This is a genomic window from Sulfurovum xiamenensis (assembly GCF_030347995.1).
Taxonomy (GTDB): Bacteria; Campylobacterota; Campylobacteria; order Campylobacterales; family Sulfurovaceae; genus Sulfurovum; species Sulfurovum xiamenensis.
Window position 1 is genome coordinate 48,446 of record NZ_JAQIBC010000007.1, and the last position, 16,206, is coordinate 64,651.

Sequence of the window (16,206 nt, forward strand, 5' to 3'; positions counted from 1 at the left end):
GTGAGAAGTTGAGATCTGTTACACTCTTATTATTTACCATACTTTTACCCTATTTCCTGAGTGCAAATGATGACCGTCCACCTGTTCCATATAATTTTCTAGCCAAAAAAGAGGTCAAAACCTTCATCGACAGGATGGTCAAAAAACATCATTTCACACGCAGCTCTATGATCTCTGTACTCAAAAGTGCAAAACTTGACCGTGACACACTGGCACGATATACAGGAAAATACAAAGTAGGCAGCACAAATGGCCCTTGGGAACGGTACAAGGCGCATGTACTGGATCCTGTCACTCTGGACAAAGCCAAAGCCTTTAAAAAAAGATACTATAAAACACTACTAAAAGCAAGTCAAGAGTATCAAGTTGACATGGAGTACATTGTGGGCTTTATCGGAGTGGAAAGCAAATTTGGAGAATATAGCGGAGACTACAATGTATTAGATGCTTTAACCACCCTTGCCTTTCATAAAAACCGTATGAAGAAATTTTTCAAGTCCGAGTTGGAACATCTCTTTTTAATGGCCAGAGAACAGAACTATGATATCACGACACTGCAGGGTTCTTTTGCCGGAGCTATGGGCATGGTACAACAAATGCCTTCGGTCTTCAGAAAGTTTGGTATGGACTATAACCGTGACGGGGAAAAGGACCCGTGGGACCTAGAGGATGCCATTGGGATCATTGCAAAATTTATGAAGAAGAACGGTTGGGAAAAAGGAGCCCAGGTCGCAGTGCCGACAAAATTTAAAGGGAAACGCTATACAGCACTCAAAACAAGTCACAGACGAACCCTGCCATTAAAGACGATACTAAAGCATGGTATCACGCCTTTAAAGCACTTTAAGGAGCCTAAAGCCTATCTGCTGAAAAACCGTAACCTTACGCATGATGACATCTGGCTGGGTGCCAAAAACTTCCGTGTACTGACACGTTACAATAATTCAACAAGCTATGGTATGACCATACATCTTATTGCCCAGGCGGTCAAGTAAAAATATATTTCTCCTCGAACGCCTTTTTAGAGAGTGCCTCCTCGAAATAAAATCCTTGAAACACATCACATTCTATCTTGGTCAGGAATATAAGCTGTTGAAATGTTTCCACTCCCTCCGCCACAATGTTTAGATCCAAATTCTTAGCTATAGAGATGATCGTACTGATCATCTTCTTATCATCTTTACTATCATCTAGGCGTGCTACGAATGTTCTATCTATTTTTACTTCGTCTATCGGCAACACTTTTAAATAATTGAGTGAAGAATACCCTGTACCAAAGTCATCAATGGAAAATGAAATACCTATATTTTTTAATCTATTCATCATACTGACCACTTTTTTCATATCTTCTGAAAAAACATGCTCTGTGATCTCAAACACAATTTTTTGTTCACTCTCTTTTTTAGGAAAATAGATTTTGATCAAACGTTCCACTTCATTGACAAATGTCTCACATAAGAGCTGTCTCATACTGACATTCACTGAAATAGATTCTAATTTCTTACCTTTAGCGTTCCATCTATTGATACTTTCAAATGTCTCTTTTAGCACATAGCTTCCGACTTCTAAGATCAATCCTGTGTTTTCTATGATGGGGATGAACTCTTCAGGCTCCACTTCGCCCAACTGATCATCATTCCATCTGATAAGGGACTCACAGCCTATCACTTGTTCATCTTTATCAAACTGCGGTTGGTAGAAGACCTCTATGATATTTTCTTTCAATGCATAATGGAGTTTCTGCTCTATAAGAAGGTGTCTTTCAACCCTCTGTGCAAGGTCTTGATTAAAGATGATCACACCATCTCGCCCTTGAACCTTTGCTTCATACATCGCTATATCTGCTTCTCTAATAAAATTTTTACTATAGAGGAATGATGGATCGATTTGATGTACACCAATGCTTGCACTGATATGAAGATGATGACCATCAATACTATAAGGCTTGCGAATGACATAGAGCAATCCCTCCGAAAAACTATATGCAGGATCCATTTTAGACACGTCTTCATTTAACTCTTTACTTATAAGGATAAACTCATCACCTCCTAAACGCGCCACGATATGTGTATCTTCTGCATACTCTTTAAGACGCTCGGAAACCTCTATCAATAACTTATCCCCGATCTCATGCCCCAAAGAATCATTAATGGTTTTAAAATGATCCAGATCTATCAGAAACAAACATGCGGTTTTATGATTCACAGCCAATCTTTCATGCAAAGATTCCATATACTCCATAAAATAGCGTCTGTTATAAAGCCCCGTCAAGATGTCATGTTGGGCTTGGGAATAATTCTTCTGTAACAATCTGTTAGTATTAAAAGATGCATATAATAACACAAATAAAAATATCAGAGAAAAGATCGACAACACATACCCATACCATGCATCAACAAATGCAAAATAGACGATCAGTGGTAACATCAGAGTAACTAAAATAGGAACAAACAGTTTTTTATCAGAGACAAGCAGTGTCGATGCTACAACAGCCGCACCCAGCTGTGTAAAAATTGCTATATAATGTATATGGTATTGATCATATCCGACATACATCACAAATATCAATGACCAGGCAGAAAAAATGATATACATGAACCATGTAAGTTTTCCATACCATTTTTTTAAATGATTTTCATCCATTCTATAGGTAGCAAATTCTTTATATAACGTCCATCCATAGTATGAAATGCATAACAATATACCATACCATACCAATGCGGGCATCAAAATATGAAAGTTCCAACCAACAATGACATAAACAAGTCCAGGTAAAAGGGAGAGCCCAGACATTAGAAGAATTTGTTTTTGCAGAAATGTATAATATTTTTGATGCTTCATACATCTATTATACAATAATTTTGATCTTAATCCTCGAAGATAATAATATCATAGGAGCTTTTTGTCACCAAGGCCTTACTTGAATGGACAGAGCCATGACGATTTACTTTGCTTAGTTCTTCACGCAATTGGTCTATCTCTTTTTGCATTTCATCGATCTGTTCTTTAAGCTGCAGCACGATGTCAACTCCTGCAAGGTTCACACCCATTTGACGCGTTAAGCGTAAAATGAGTTTCATACGTTCAATGTCACGTTGTGAATAAAGACGCATACGTCCCTGAGTACGTGAAGGTTCAACCAAGCCTTCACGTTCATACTGTCTCAATGTCTGGGGGTGTATGTCTAGCATGCTAGCCACTACAGAGATTAGGTATACGGGTTCATCATAACTGTGCATTGAATATCCTTTAGAGTTTTTCTTCGATCATCGCTTTAAGTTCGTCATCCAACGTATCTACATCAGGTAAAACCACATTGGCTACAAGGTACAAGTCACCTTTCAATGCTGTTTTTCTGTCAGCGACACCTTTACCTTTTAGTCTAAATTTCTGACCATTCTTCGTATTTTTAGGTACTTTGAGTGACACCTCTTTTTCTGGTGTATCTATAGCGATCTTACCTCCAAAGAGTGCATCTTTCAGAGGCACATCAAATGTTTTATAGAGGTTGTCACCTTTTCTTTCATATTCATTGGAAGCGGCGACTTCCACTTGTATAAGAAGGTCTCCTACATGTCCCTGGTACTGTTTACCTTTACCGCGCACACGCATGGTTTCACCACTTTTGATCCCTGCCGGGATCTTGATGTCAAAATTCTGTCCATTGGCAGAAACATTATGTTTACCACCATTGATCGCTACCATGAACGGTACGGTGATACGTGCCTGAAGGTCCAGGTCAGGCGCACCAAAACCGCCAAAACCGCCTTGTGCACCACCAAAACCGCCACTGAAACCGCCAGCGCCTCCACCGAACATTTGTCTGAGTATCTCATCGAGGTCAACACCTCCACCTTGTCTCTGTGCGAAATCATGGAAATTCTGGCCGCCGAACATTTGATCACCAAATTGATCATATTGTGCTTTCTTCTCAGGGTCAGAGAGGACTTCATAGGCTGCATTGATCTCTTTGAACTTATCTACAGCACTCTCATCTTTGTTAATGTCAGGGTGGTATTTTCTTGCGAGTTTTCTATAAGATTTTTTAATTTCATCGGCAGAAGCATTTTCACTTACACCGAGTGTTTCATATAAACTTTTTGACATAGTATTCCTAAAATAATGGTTTTTTTATTTTAAAAAATTATATCAAAAAAGTTTAGTCAATGTCAATCAAGTTAAAGAGGATTTATGGTTGATACGGTACTGTTTTATACCCTTCAAGTATCATCTTCATAATGCCACCTTTCAAATTAGTGACCTTGTAGCCCATCCTGTCTGATAAAAATTCCGAAACGATACCCGTACGGCTACCCACTCTACATATGAGTGCAAAGGGCTCATCTTTTTTAACAACCCTGTCTAACTGTTCCAAAAAATTCGGAACATTGAAATTCCCTTGTTCATCAAAAAACATGATCGTATAGGAACCTTTTACGATCCCTGTCTCCTTCCATTCTGCTGGGGTACGAATATCGATGATCTTGATATTTTTTTCAGTAAATTCAGGCGTCGCCCACACTTGATACAACTCTGCCATCAATGATACTGTCATAAGACATAAACCTATCACAATTTTCTTCATCTCTATTCCTTATATGAATAATAATACGAGTTATACTATAAATAGTATAACAAAACTACGTAAAATAATCGTGGATTTCACACCCTTAGAGTACAATACAGTATGAATCTTACACCAGTGAACGACATAAACTTACCAGAACTCAGCATTTATCATCAGCTCAGAGACAATGCTTTTACCTCTGACAACAGTTTTATAGCAGACAGCCCCAAAGTAGTGAACCTGCTTCTCAAAACAGATATCACAGTTAAAAGTATTCTGGCAACACAAGAGTATTATGATACCTATGCACATCTCATCAAAGAAAAAAACATTCCTCAACTCTTTGTTGCAAGTAAAGCCCTTATGCAAAATATCGTAGGACACAAGATACACCATAATGTCATGATGCATGGCACACGCCCGGAACAAACACCACTGTGTGACCTTGATGATCAGATCATTATGTTAGATGAGATCAGTTCTACACAAAACATAGGCTCCATCGCACGCTCTGCTGCGGCTATAGGGATAAACTCATACTTACTGCCTTCACAGGGACCACACCCCTACTCCAGACGGGCACTTAGAGTCTCCATGGGACATGTAAGTATGCTCAAAACACATCTCTATGATGATATAAAAAAAACTATCCTAACCCTCAAAGAAAATGGATACCGTATCTATGCAGCAGAAGTCACTGCTGACTCTATACCTCTCTCCTCTGTCAAAGTCGTAGACAAATGGGTACTGCTCATGGGGCATGAAGGTTTAGGCTTGTCAGATGAAATATTGCATCTCTGTGATGAAGTAGTCACCATAGAGATGACAGAAGGGGTGAAGAGTTTTAATGTAGGGGTTGCAGCTTCCATCATGATGTATCAGTTTAAACACAATATTAAAAAATAATAATTCTAAATAAACTTAGAAAATACTGTTGCTTGTTAATTATATTTGTGATATACTCAAAACATATTAATTTATCAGGGAGAATATCATGAAACGTGTAGCGATGTTTATAATAGCGGCTCTTGCAATGGCAGGGTGTACAACTAAAGAGGACTTTGTTTTATTCCATGATACAAATATAAGTCAACCGAATGCGGGGAAACAGGTGATTGACTTAACCAGTGTTGCCAAATATGAATATAAGATCCAACCACATGATAGAATATCTATTACGATGTATAATCATCCTGAACTTGGTACAACAAGTACTGCAAGCCAAAGAGAAGATACAAGAGGTGTATTAGTTGATGCAAATGGATATGTTAGACTACCACTTGTGAAAAATGTACATGTTGCCGGACTTTCTCAAAGAGCGGCACAACAAAAGATAGAGAAAGCATATTCTGCCTTTCTTGAAGATGCGGAACTCTATTTGGAAGTGCTAAACAAGAGAGCGTACATTCTAGGTGAAGTAAAAAAACCTGGTGAAGTAAGACTCTTTAACGAGAAAGCTACACTTTTACAATTGTTGGCTCAAGCAGGTGATCTGACAGATTCTGCGAACAGACATGCCATCGTTGTTTTAAAAAACAGATACAATAAAGTCTATACTGAGACTGTTGACCTAACAGGTCCAAACTCGATCAAATTAGCCAACCTAATGATCTATCCTAACGACATAGTTTATGTAGCTCCAAATGATATAAAATCTATCAATGTTGGAATCAGTGAAACTAATCCGGGACTACAACTCATAGGAAATATTATACAACCAGCAGTTCAGGTTAAATACTTAGGTGATTAATGAAAGAGATGTAGAGAAATAAGACGATGTTAAAAAGCAATGATCGTACATTGAATAATGATGAAATTGAGGTCAAAGAACTTATTCAGACGGTCTTGCAATACAAATGGTCGATTTTATTCATTACGTTCATTGCATTAATAATAGCGTCTTTTTTTCTGTATTTTAAAACAGACATTTACAGTTCCTCTGCTACGATTGAAGTCAAATCTGTTGATGGTGGAAAAACAGGAGGTATGACCCAAGCTGACTTTTTAGAAGGAGCATTCTCTGGGTTTGGAAGTTCGAATGTAGATAAAGATATAGAAATCTTAAAAACTTTTCATGTTAATAATCTAGTACTTAATAAAATAAATTTTCATACACGCTATTACATAGATAGTGGATTTAAACAAGTTGAACTCTATAATAATTCACCAGTCACAATTAAAGATGTTACTGTATTAAATAGAAAGATCACAGGTAGAAAAATTAAACTTATTCCTGTAGAAGATGGTTTCCATCTTCAAGTGGACAATACAGTTATAAGCAAAATATCGCATGTACTGTTTGGTAAAGAATTGATAGAATTTGATGATACACAAATCTATCATTATGGCGAACCTCTTAAAAATTCCTATCTTGAATTAACCGTTGAAACAAAGAGTACAATAACAGAACCAGTTTATTTTATCTTATTTACAAATAACAGACGAATATTTGAAAACTTAAAAGGTAATCTCGAGATTACACAAGTCACCTTAGATGCACCACTTATCAATATTACCTATAAAGATAACATCCCCCAAAGAGCAGATGCTTTTGTTAATGAAATTGCTGAAAGTTTCATACTCCAAAGTGTAGCTGAGAAGACTAAAGGTAATGACAGAATCATAAACTTTATCGATCAACAACTCAAAGAGATAAAAAGAAAACTAGATGATTCTGAAAAAAAATTAGAAAACTACAGAATAGAGAATAAAGCTATTGATCCAAAATTACAGGGGGCAACATATATTGAGGAATTAAGTAAAATTGATATTGAACTCTCACAGAATGAACTCAAAGAGATGTTAATGAAAAACCTTCTTGCCTTTATAGACAAGGGGGAAAATCTTGATGCAATGGCACCATTGTTAATAGAATTGAATGATCCTTCTACACTGGCCCTTATCACCAAGCTGCAAGAAGCTCAGATTCAAGAAGAAGGATTACAGGCAGAGTACTCCTCTAAACATCCCGGTTTGATTGCCGTACGAAAGCAAATCCGATATATTATAAAGAAACTTATATTAAATGTTCAAAATTTAAAGTCAAGTTTGATACATAGGAATGCAAATCTTGTAAAATTAAAAAAATCCTATGATAAAAACATTGAATCACTCCCCACACAAGAGAGAATTCTCATTAATCTACAAAGAAACTACGAAGTAAATGCAGAAACCTATAAATTTCTTCTTAGAAAAAAATCTGAAAATGAAATGATCAAAGTAGCAATCCTTTCAGATTATAGAGTCATTGACAATGCATATCACAGCCCTATACCTATTGGTTTGAAACCTTCTATGATACTTATTATTTCTCTTATGCTTGGTCTTATTTTAGGTATTGTACAAGCTCTGGTACGTCACTTCATGAATGATAAAATACAAAACAAACAAGATATCGAAGATCTAACTACATTGCCAATCTATGGTATCCTTCCTGCATTAAAGCAAAATGTAATTAAACTTGAAGTCTTTAAAGATCCCAAATCACCTTTTTCAGAGAGTTATAGAAGTTTACGAACAAACTTACAATTTACACAAAAAGTAAACCAAGCAAATGTTATATTAGTCACTTCAACTGTTGCAGGTGAAGGGAAAAGTACTACTGTAGCGAATTTAGGTGCTGTTTTTCAAATGGCAAATTATAAATCCATAGTCATCAATCTAGATTTGAGAAAACCTACGCTTCATCATTATTTTAATGCATCTAATAGTGTTGGAATAAGTACTTATTTAAGTGGAAAACATAAGGTTGGAGATATTATTCAGTCAACAGAATATCAAGACCTGGATATTATTGCTTCTGGGCCTATTCCACCAAACCCCTCAGAACTTATTCTATCAGATAAATTGGATGAATTGATAGATACATTAAAAGAAGTTTATGACTATATCTTTATAGACAGTGCTCCACTGGGTCTGGTAACAGATACGATGCATCTTATGCAATATGCTGATCTAAATCTCATTGTTTTTCGTGAGAATTATGCCAAGAAATCATTTGTTACAGACTTAAACAGTTTAGTCGAGAAACATGATCTTAAACATATAGGTTTAGTGATCAATTCTGTAGATGCATCCTCAAGTTCATATGGATATGGTTACGGCTATGGTTACGGCTATGGTACAAGTGATAAAAACCAGAAAAAAAATAAAATTATGGAGTTTGTTAGAAGAAAATTGAAATTGTAGCCCTAAAATTTTAAATTCTGAATTTAAATTACGCTATGTCTTACTTATGCAGGTTATGAAAAATACAGAGTGTATCCCTCTATTTATAAGGAAATTATGAATGAAAAAAAGAAAAGTTATTAACACTTTGATTAATACCGGTAGCTACGAAGAACTCATTGGTAATATTTTAGATCTTTCTAAAAACAGTCGTTCTAGTTATGTTTGCATTTCAAATGTACATATGGCGATCGAAGCATATTTGGATAAAACTTTTTGTAACATTGTGAATAGTTCTGATATCGCAACACCCGATGGTATGCCCCTAGCTAAAGCCATGAAGATGCTTTACAGTGTAGATCAGGATAGAGTTGCAGGTATGGACTTAATGCCTGATCTTATGCATATTTCTGAAGAAAAAGGTTTATCAATTTTCTTATACGGTTCAACCGATGAAGTATTAAAGGCTATTGTATCAAAGGCCAAGAATGAGTTCCCAAACTTAAAACTACATATATATTCACCCCCCTTTAGAACTTTGTCACATGAAGAAAAAGAGCATATAGTAAGGATCATCAACAAGCATAATCCTGATTTTGTTTTTGTAGCACTTGGATGTCCAAAACAGGAGAAATGGATGTCTGAGCATAAAAATAAAATCAATAGCTGCATGATAGGCTTAGGAGGAGCATTAGAAGTATATGCTAACTTAAAAAGTAGAGCACCACAATGGATGCAAAACTATTCACTTGAATGGCTTTATAGGTTGATTCAAGACCCCAAAAGATTGTGGAAAAGATATTTAGTGACTAATTCACTGTTTATTGGCCTGTTATTTGTCCAATTTATCAAAGTAAGGGTTTTTAAAGATGACTGAAAATATTTGTAAGGGGAGTGTTAATTAACAAGACCCCTCTCTTTTCAAAACTACTTTAATCGTTTTGATCAGTATAAATATATCTGACCATAATGACCAATTATATACATACCATGAATCAAGTGTCACTCTCTCATCAAATGTAAGTTTATTTCTGCCTGAAACCTGCCATAGGCCTGTAATACCTGGTTTAGCTTCTAAAATGATACTGGCTTGTTTCCCCATATCTTCTCTCTCCCTGGGGAGATAAGGTCTTGGACCCACAAAACTCATCTCTCCCTTAAGCACATTAATAATCTGAGCAAGTTCATCCAAAGATGTTTTTCTAAGTATTTTCCCTACTCTTGTAACTCTGGGGTCATATGATTTAAGTTTTTTGTATTTTTTCCACTCTGCTGCTGCTTCCTCATTTTCTTCTAAATATTTTTTTAGGATCTCATCGCTATTTTCATACATGGTCTGAAATTTAAAACATTGAAAATATGTACCATACTGTCCCAATCTTTTTTGAGAAAAAACGACTGGTCCTTTTGAATCAATTTTAATGAGAATAGCGATAATCATAACGACAGGTATATTTAAAGGTAACAGGATCAGTGCTATCAGTATGTCAAAAGTGTTTTTCCAAAACAGATTATTTCTTTTTCTTAAATTATTATTGAGTTCCAGTAAAAATGTATTGTTTGAGAGTACATGTAAAAGTTTGGTGTTTTGCATTGCTATACCTTTTGCATGTGGCACTATAATAACACGCCTTGAACACTGCTCTACTTCAAGCACTAAAGCAGAAATTTCTTCCTTCTCAAAATGTGGTAAAGAAATCAATGCAATATTGACATGATATTTTCTTGCTATATCACAGTAGTCTTTGATCTCACCCAAAACTTTATAATGTTCATTTGGGATATGCACTTCATTATTTTCAAGAGATCTACCATCATCCAAGAACCCTATTACCTTATATCCAAGAAAATGGTTTTTCATCATTTTATCAGCAAATTCTCTTCCTGGCCCATTATTCCCAAGTATAAGAATAGGCTCATACCATATTTTTAAACGATATAAAAGATTTTTACCATAGAGTCTAAACATAGGAAAGATCATCATACTAGTAAGCCACAGTAAGATAATGAATGACATGGATAAATGCTCCAGAAATCCAATAATAAGAGCTATAGTGGTAGATAAAATAAGTGATTTAACAAGAATTCGTGACTCTTCTGAAAAGGTTTCCCTTCTAGAATACAAACCTTCATAGCTTATAACAATTAAATATATGATAGACAGCCAAGCGTAGTCCTTTAAAGTACTAAGTTCAAGGGAATCTAGACTTAACACTTCAAAGGAGATTAATGTACTAAATGCATAGGCGATACCTACTGAAGTAAAAAAAGAGAGTGAATCAATTATAATTAAGCCGATAACAGAAAAAATATCATTTTTCCAAGATTTACGCCTTCTGTCTGTCCACATATAAATCACTCCAAACTACCAAATATTTATATTTTATATTATTACATCATAGCTAAATATATTATATTATCAAAATACAAAATGGTGAAGCAACAGTAATCTAAATTTATATTTCATCAAATAAATTGATTATAAACATATATTTTAATTTTATATTATTTTCAGTTTAATTATGTATTATTCCGGTACAACTATGATTTAAGATACTACTTAATCATAAGTTATATTAATAAAAGTATTAGGCCAAACCTGTTGTGAAGCAGGGACGGAAAGCTTCAGGTCTTTTGAAAAAAAGATAGCTGGGTTGCATTTATTTTGACATATCGTATCTCAAACGATGTCTCTTAATAAATTATAACTTTTATATAAAGTTTATAATCCTAATCCTAATAAAAATTCAGGCATGTGGGTAATATTGAGGTAATGCTCTTTCAATATAATTCCCACCAAGTTAGTGAGAAAAGCTAAACCTATTGTGAAGTAGGGACGGAAAGCCAAGGGTCTCATAATAATGATTCATGAGATAGCCTAGTTGCCTTTGTTGAACACAACAAAGTAATGCTATATTTATAGTGGTTTATTCAATTCTTCATAGAAGAACTCCCTCCCCCTACCTTTCAATATATTTTCTTCACAACAATACACGTTCATACACAGAAGGAATATAAACGAATGTTTAGACTTAACAATATCAAACATAATGTACTTATACTGTCTTTTGCAACATTGCTTGCAGGTTGTGGCGGTGGAGGAACAGCGACTACAACAGATTCAACTACAACAGATCTCACTACAGCCCCAACAGAAAAAGTAGTGAAGATTGATATCATTGTCACAGCTACAGAAGATTCTGCCACCATCGAATGGAATCCCTATGGATATACTACAAAATCTGTAGAGTATGGTACAAGTAATAAGTATGGTTCAGTAGTTACAGTACAAGAAGAAGGTACTGTAACCTTATCAAATTTACAAGCTGCTACAGAATATCACTATAGAACAGTCTCTGAAGATGAGCGAGGTAGACTCATTGTAAGTAGTGACAACACATTTACAACACTTGCAAGTACACAACCGATTGTAACTGATCCAGTTCCTACAGAACCAATTGTCACGGAACCGATCATAACTGAACCAGTGCCAACAGAACCAATCGTAACGGACCCAGCACCAACAGAAACAAACACAACAGAACCGACTGTCACGGAACCAGCGCCAACTAATCCAATCGTAACGGACCCAATTGTAACTGAACCTGCGCCAACTGATCCAGTCGTAACTGAACCGGCACCCGTATGTCAAAGTGGGCCTGCAATGCAACAAGGACAGGTTAAAGATAGTATTTCAGGTACTGGTCTAGCCGATGTTACAGTCACAATTGCCGGATGTACTACAAAAACCGATGCAAATGGATACTATACACTTAATAATATAGTGGTTACTGATGAAGCAGTAGTAAACTTTGAAAAAGAGGGATACCCTCTCGGTAGTACCAAGATCCAGATCACAGAGACATCCGGAGATGGTACAATTTCTACAAATTATCTAGAATATACTATGTATGCCTATAGTGGGGAATGGACTAATGGTAGAGTATGGACTTATGAGAGCCAAAGTGGAGCCACAGGTGGTGCAGTTTTAATACCTGCAGGTACCATTCATACAGATACAGTAGGAAATATCTATAATGGAATTGTTTATAGTCGTTGGACTTTTAAAGATACCATGTCAACAGAAGTACGAGATACCTTTCCTGGATCTTTTGAGGGGGAGAATAGCAATGGGATTATTGTTCCATTTGTCTCCTATGCCATTACATCAGTAGAATTAAAAGATGAGAATAATGTCTCATTGAGTTTATCTGATAATATAACTTTAGTACTTCCATCCGTCACAGGAACAACAGCAAATACCATTCCACTTTGGTACTATGATTACGACCAAGGATTATGGATCGAAGAAGGTTATGCCCAACGGCAAGCAGATGGAACATATCGTGGAGAGATATCACACCCTGGTACATGGAGTCTGAGTCAAACAGTTGAGGAAGAAGTCGGTATCTATCGAGGTCATATTGTTGATGTCGACGGATCCCCAGTCAGTGATGCAAGAGTATATGCCATAGGAGATAACTGGATCAGTAGTGATCTCACTACTGATGAAAATGGTCTATTTGAGATCGAAGTAATACCTGGAAATAGTTTCCAACTGATAGCCTATAACTACAAAGATAAATATGAAGCCAAATATAATGGTTCAATATCAGCAATTACTTCTGGCGAAGTTGTCGAAGACAGAATATAAAATTAATATGAGTAATATTGAGGTAATTGTATTTCAATATAATTCTTACAGTTAGTGAAAAAAGCTAAACCTGTTGTGAAATAGGGACGGAAAGCCAAGGGTCTCATTTTTAATGAGATAGCCTAGCTGCCTATTATATTTGTTTGATACTATAGTTTCGTTCTTAGAGAAAATCTCCTTTCTTACTTCACAACAAATCCTGCTTCACAACAAAATATTTTTAATAAAAGAAAGAGATTAAATGAATGTCTATACTTAACAAGATCAAACAAAACATACTTATCACATCTTGTACAGCTTTACTTGTAGGTTGTGGAGGTAGTGGGTCATCTACTTCTACAGAGACAATAAGTTCAAAAACTATACATGAAGGGCAAGTTAAAGAGAGTACTACAGGGCAAGGTTTGGAAAATGTCGAAGTCAGTATTGGATCGCATACTGCAAAAACCGATGAAAATGGGTTCTATATATTATCTGACCTTACTGAAGATGAAGAAGCAGTTATCAACTTTAAAAAAGAAGGGTATATCCTTGGAAGTACCAAAATTCAGATCAAAAAGTTATCTGGGGATAATACAACTTCTTCGAATTATTTAGAGTATAAAATGCATGACCATGGCCAACAATGGACGTATGACAGCCAAAATGGTGCAACTGGCGGTGCTGTTGAAATACCTGCAGGTGCGATCCATACAGATGCAGTCGGAAATGTCTATAATGGGATTGTTTATGGTCGTTGGAGTTTTAAAGATACTATGACAGATGCAGGAAGAGATGCTTTTAATGGATCGTTTGAGGGGATGAACACTAATGGAGTGCTAGTGCCATTTGTCTCATACGGATTCATGTCAGTAGAATTGAAAGATAATAATGGTACTTCACTGGGCATTTCAGAGAATATTACTTTAGTACTTTCTTCAGTTACAGGAACAACAGAAAATATTCTTCCTCTTTGGTATTATGATTATGAGCAGGGATTATGGATAGAAGAAGGTTATGCCGAACGTCAATCAGATGGAACATATAGAGGAGAGATTTCACATCCTGGTACATGGAGCCTAAACCTAGCCATTGAGGAAGAGATCGGTATCTATCGTGGTCATATTGTCGATAAAAATGGTGCACCTATCAGTGATGCACGACTATTTGCCATAGGAGACAACTGGATCAGTAGTGATCTTACTACAGATGAGAATGGGCTATTTGAAATCGAAGTCATACCTGGAAAAAGATTTCAGCTTGCTGCCTATAATTATAAAGATAAGTATGGTGCGGAATATAATGCTATAATAGAAGCAATAGCTTCTGGCGAAATTGTTGAAGATTAAAATAATAAAGGATTAAAATGAAAAAGATAATTTTACTATTAATAGTGGGATTTACAACATTGATGGGAATAGAGTTTACCATGACAGAAAGTGGGTTATATCCAAATGTAGAAACACAACCTACACCAAGCACGCCAGTAGCTGACGGTTGGGTTGAAACACCCTTACCTTCTAGTTACTTCAATGTTCTTGATTATGGTCTGAAAGGTGATGGTTCTACTGATGACACAGCTGCATTAGAAGCAATCTTCAATGACCATCCGGAAGTAACAAATCTATATTTCCCTGCAGGATACACTTTTAGACTACATAAAGTTCAAATTCATTCAAGAATTGAAGCTTTATTTGGTGGAGGTACTATTAAATTCCATGATGAAGGCAATTCTAATAGTGGAACAAGCTTATGGGGATTTGGATTCCATACAGTTCCGGATAATCTAATTATTGATGGGTTACACTTTAAATTGGAATCTGGATATACAACAGCTCAAAATTATGGAATGATCACATTTTGGGATAATGGTGGTATTGCAGATGGTATAGAGATAAGGAACTGTACATCAGATGGCTCAAATGGAGCATTAAATTTTCTAAAGGTATTTCCTAGAGTGGCTGACGGCAGATCGTTTCCTAATATGAAAGTATATAATAATACGAGCAGTAATTGTCGCGGGTATTTTGATTTTGAATATATCAATGTAGGTCAAGGTAGAGAAGATGGAATGCCTAATTTTAAAATGTTTAACAACCGTATTCTTAACGGAAGTGGTCATGGTGCGATTAGCTATATACGTATGACCAGTTATGGTGCAGAGATATATAATAATTATATTGATGAATCAGGAATGGCTATAGAAATCTTATCTGAAAATGTAAAAGTCCATCATAATAAACTCCTTAATATACGAGGACAAGCTTTAAGTTTAGGTACGTGGACTTCTCAATATGGAAATGTGACAGGAACGGAAACTGAAATATATAATAATCATATAGAAGTAAAATCCACAGGATATGTATTTTCTTATACAGGACATAATGCAGACATACATGATAATTACATTAACGGTGTAGCTATATTTAGATTAGATGTTGCAGGTTCACAACTAATATTGCCAAATTTTTATAACAATACGGTTGTCAATACCATCGGCTCTCCAGCTGTCAGTATCAGCAACAATATAGGTGGCGGTAATGTAGTTGGAGGTGCTTGTTATAATAACACAGTTTATACAAAATCAGGGTCTACTGGAATATCTGTATACAGCGTAGATAGCTCTACTAATACAAGTGATAATAGCATATTTATTATGAATGGAACTGGTACTTGTATTAATACAGTAGGAACTAATGTTAATAATACGTGTACGCAGAACTACACAGGAAGTGTACCAACAGCAAAAAGTGGGGCTGGATTAAGTGACCCTAATAACATAGGTGCATAACAGGAGTGCCACACTTGATACCTCTATTCCTGTATAGTTGTCAGTGAA

13 protein-coding genes and 3 riboswitches are annotated in these 16,206 nt (G+C 35.8%); of the genes, 8 read left to right on the forward strand and 5 right to left on the reverse strand.

What is annotated here, in order from left to right:
- Positions 1-8 precede the first annotated feature (8 nt).
- The gene (locus PF327_RS09210; RefSeq protein ID WP_289402274.1) at positions 9-995 is read left to right on the forward strand and encodes a lytic murein transglycosylase; all 987 of its coding nucleotides are present in this window, start codon (positions 9-11) and stop codon (positions 993-995) included.
- Here PF327_RS09210 and PF327_RS09215 read toward each other — a convergent pair.
- From PF327_RS09215 to PF327_RS09230, 4 genes are all read right to left on the reverse strand, one after another.
- The gene (locus PF327_RS09215) at positions 988-2,793 is read right to left on the reverse strand and encodes a putative bifunctional diguanylate cyclase/phosphodiesterase (protein ID WP_289402275.1); all 1,806 of its coding nucleotides are present in this window, start codon (positions 2,791-2,793) and stop codon (positions 988-990) included. The genes PF327_RS09210 and PF327_RS09215 overlap by 8 nt on opposite strands.
- A 74-nt stretch (positions 2,794-2,867) precedes the next feature.
- The gene (locus PF327_RS09220; protein ID WP_008243496.1) at positions 2,868-3,239 is read right to left on the reverse strand and encodes a heat shock protein transcriptional repressor HspR; all 372 of its coding nucleotides are present in this window, start codon (positions 3,237-3,239) and stop codon (positions 2,868-2,870) included.
- 10 nt (positions 3,240-3,249) lie between these two features.
- Positions 3,250-4,107: a DnaJ C-terminal domain-containing protein gene (locus PF327_RS09225; RefSeq protein WP_289402277.1), complete on the reverse strand. Its 858-nt coding sequence runs from the start codon at positions 4,105-4,107 to the stop codon at positions 3,250-3,252.
- A gap of 82 nt (positions 4,108-4,189) precedes the next feature.
- Positions 4,190-4,585 (reverse strand): rhodanese-like domain-containing protein, encoded by a 396-nt coding sequence (locus tag PF327_RS09230; RefSeq protein ID WP_289402278.1) that lies wholly within the window; start codon positions 4,583-4,585, stop codon positions 4,190-4,192.
- A 102-nt stretch (positions 4,586-4,687) separates the two neighbouring features.
- On the opposite strand from PF327_RS09230, the gene PF327_RS09235 reads away from it, so the two are divergent.
- The 4 genes from PF327_RS09235 (at position 4,688) to PF327_RS09250 (ending at position 9,611) form a co-directional block, all read left to right on the forward strand.
- Positions 4,688-5,473, forward strand: a complete 786-nt coding sequence (locus tag PF327_RS09235) for a TrmH family RNA methyltransferase (protein WP_289402280.1) — start codon at positions 4,688-4,690, stop codon at positions 5,471-5,473.
- Positions 5,474-5,561: 88 nt separating this feature from the next.
- Positions 5,562-6,317 (forward strand): polysaccharide biosynthesis/export family protein, encoded by a 756-nt coding sequence (locus PF327_RS09240; RefSeq protein WP_289402281.1) that lies wholly within the window; start codon positions 5,562-5,564, stop codon positions 6,315-6,317.
- Positions 6,318-6,343: 26 nt separating this feature from the next.
- Positions 6,344-8,755 carry a GumC family protein gene (locus PF327_RS09245; RefSeq protein WP_289402282.1) on the forward strand — a complete coding sequence of 804 codons (2,412 nt, stop codon included), beginning with the start codon at positions 6,344-6,346 and terminating at the stop codon, positions 8,753-8,755.
- Between the two features lie 100 nt (positions 8,756-8,855).
- Positions 8,856-9,611 carry a WecB/TagA/CpsF family glycosyltransferase gene (locus PF327_RS09250; protein WP_289402284.1) on the forward strand — a complete coding sequence of 252 codons (756 nt, stop codon included), beginning with the start codon at positions 8,856-8,858 and terminating at the stop codon, positions 9,609-9,611.
- Positions 9,612-9,635: 24 nt separating this feature from the next.
- Here PF327_RS09250 and wbaP read toward each other — a convergent pair whose 3' ends face one another.
- Positions 9,636-11,084, reverse strand: a complete 1,449-nt coding sequence (wbaP, locus tag PF327_RS09255) for an undecaprenyl-phosphate galactose phosphotransferase WbaP (RefSeq protein WP_289402285.1) — start codon at positions 11,082-11,084, stop codon at positions 9,636-9,638.
- 232 nt (positions 11,085-11,316) lie between these two features.
- A riboswitch (cyclic di-GMP riboswitch) is annotated at positions 11,317-11,396 on the forward strand.
- Positions 11,397-11,537: 141 nt separating this feature from the next.
- Positions 11,538-11,624: riboswitch (cyclic di-GMP riboswitch) on the forward strand.
- Positions 11,625-11,756: 132 nt separating this feature from the next.
- Between wbaP and PF327_RS09260 the strand changes: the two genes are divergently transcribed.
- The 3 genes from PF327_RS09260 (at position 11,757) to PF327_RS09270 (ending at position 16,158) form a co-directional block, all read left to right on the forward strand.
- On the forward strand, positions 11,757-13,388 hold the full coding sequence (locus PF327_RS09260; protein ID WP_289402286.1) for a hypothetical protein: 1,632 nt from the start codon (positions 11,757-11,759) through the stop codon (positions 13,386-13,388).
- 53 nt (positions 13,389-13,441) lie between these two features.
- Positions 13,442-13,522: riboswitch (cyclic di-GMP riboswitch) on the forward strand.
- 111 nt (positions 13,523-13,633) lie between these two features.
- The gene (locus tag PF327_RS09265) at positions 13,634-14,716 is read left to right on the forward strand and encodes a peptidase associated/transthyretin-like domain-containing protein (protein ID WP_289402287.1); all 1,083 of its coding nucleotides are present in this window, start codon (positions 13,634-13,636) and stop codon (positions 14,714-14,716) included.
- Between the two features lie 17 nt (positions 14,717-14,733).
- Positions 14,734-16,158 carry a glycosyl hydrolase family 28-related protein gene (locus tag PF327_RS09270; RefSeq protein WP_289402289.1) on the forward strand — a complete coding sequence of 475 codons (1,425 nt, stop codon included), beginning with the start codon at positions 14,734-14,736 and terminating at the stop codon, positions 16,156-16,158.
- The last annotated feature ends 48 nt before the right edge of the window (positions 16,159-16,206 follow it).

What these genes read in the sequence shown, in the direction of transcription:
- PF327_RS09215 (WP_289402275.1), bottom strand. Translation starts at nt 2,793, where the DNA reads ATGTCTGGGCTCTCCCTTTTACCTGGACTTGTTTATGTCATTGTTGGT.
- PF327_RS09220 (WP_008243496.1), bottom strand. Translation starts at nt 3,239, where the DNA reads ATGCACAGTTATGATGAACCCGTATACCTAATCTCTGTAGTGGCTAGC.
- PF327_RS09225 (WP_289402277.1), bottom strand. Translation starts at nt 4,107, where the DNA reads ATGTCAAAAAGTTTATATGAAACACTCGGTGTAAGTGAAAATGCTTCT.
- PF327_RS09230 (WP_289402278.1), bottom strand. Translation starts at nt 4,585, where the DNA reads ATGAAGAAAATTGTGATAGGTTTATGTCTTATGACAGTATCATTGATG.
- PF327_RS09235 (WP_289402280.1), top strand. Translation starts at nt 4,688, where the DNA reads ATGAATCTTACACCAGTGAACGACATAAACTTACCAGAACTCAGCATT.
- PF327_RS09240 (WP_289402281.1), top strand. Translation starts at nt 5,562, where the DNA reads ATGAAACGTGTAGCGATGTTTATAATAGCGGCTCTTGCAATGGCAGGG.
- PF327_RS09245 (WP_289402282.1), top strand. Translation starts at nt 6,344, where the DNA reads ATGTTAAAAAGCAATGATCGTACATTGAATAATGATGAAATTGAGGTC.
- PF327_RS09250 (WP_289402284.1), top strand. Translation starts at nt 8,856, where the DNA reads ATGAAAAAAAGAAAAGTTATTAACACTTTGATTAATACCGGTAGCTAC.
- wbaP (WP_289402285.1), bottom strand. Translation starts at nt 11,084, where the DNA reads ATGTGGACAGACAGAAGGCGTAAATCTTGGAAAAATGATATTTTTTCT.
- PF327_RS09260 (WP_289402286.1), top strand. Translation starts at nt 11,757, where the DNA reads ATGTTTAGACTTAACAATATCAAACATAATGTACTTATACTGTCTTTT.
- PF327_RS09265 (WP_289402287.1), top strand. Translation starts at nt 13,634, where the DNA reads ATGTCTATACTTAACAAGATCAAACAAAACATACTTATCACATCTTGT.
- PF327_RS09270 (WP_289402289.1), top strand. Translation starts at nt 14,734, where the DNA reads ATGAAAAAGATAATTTTACTATTAATAGTGGGATTTACAACATTGATG.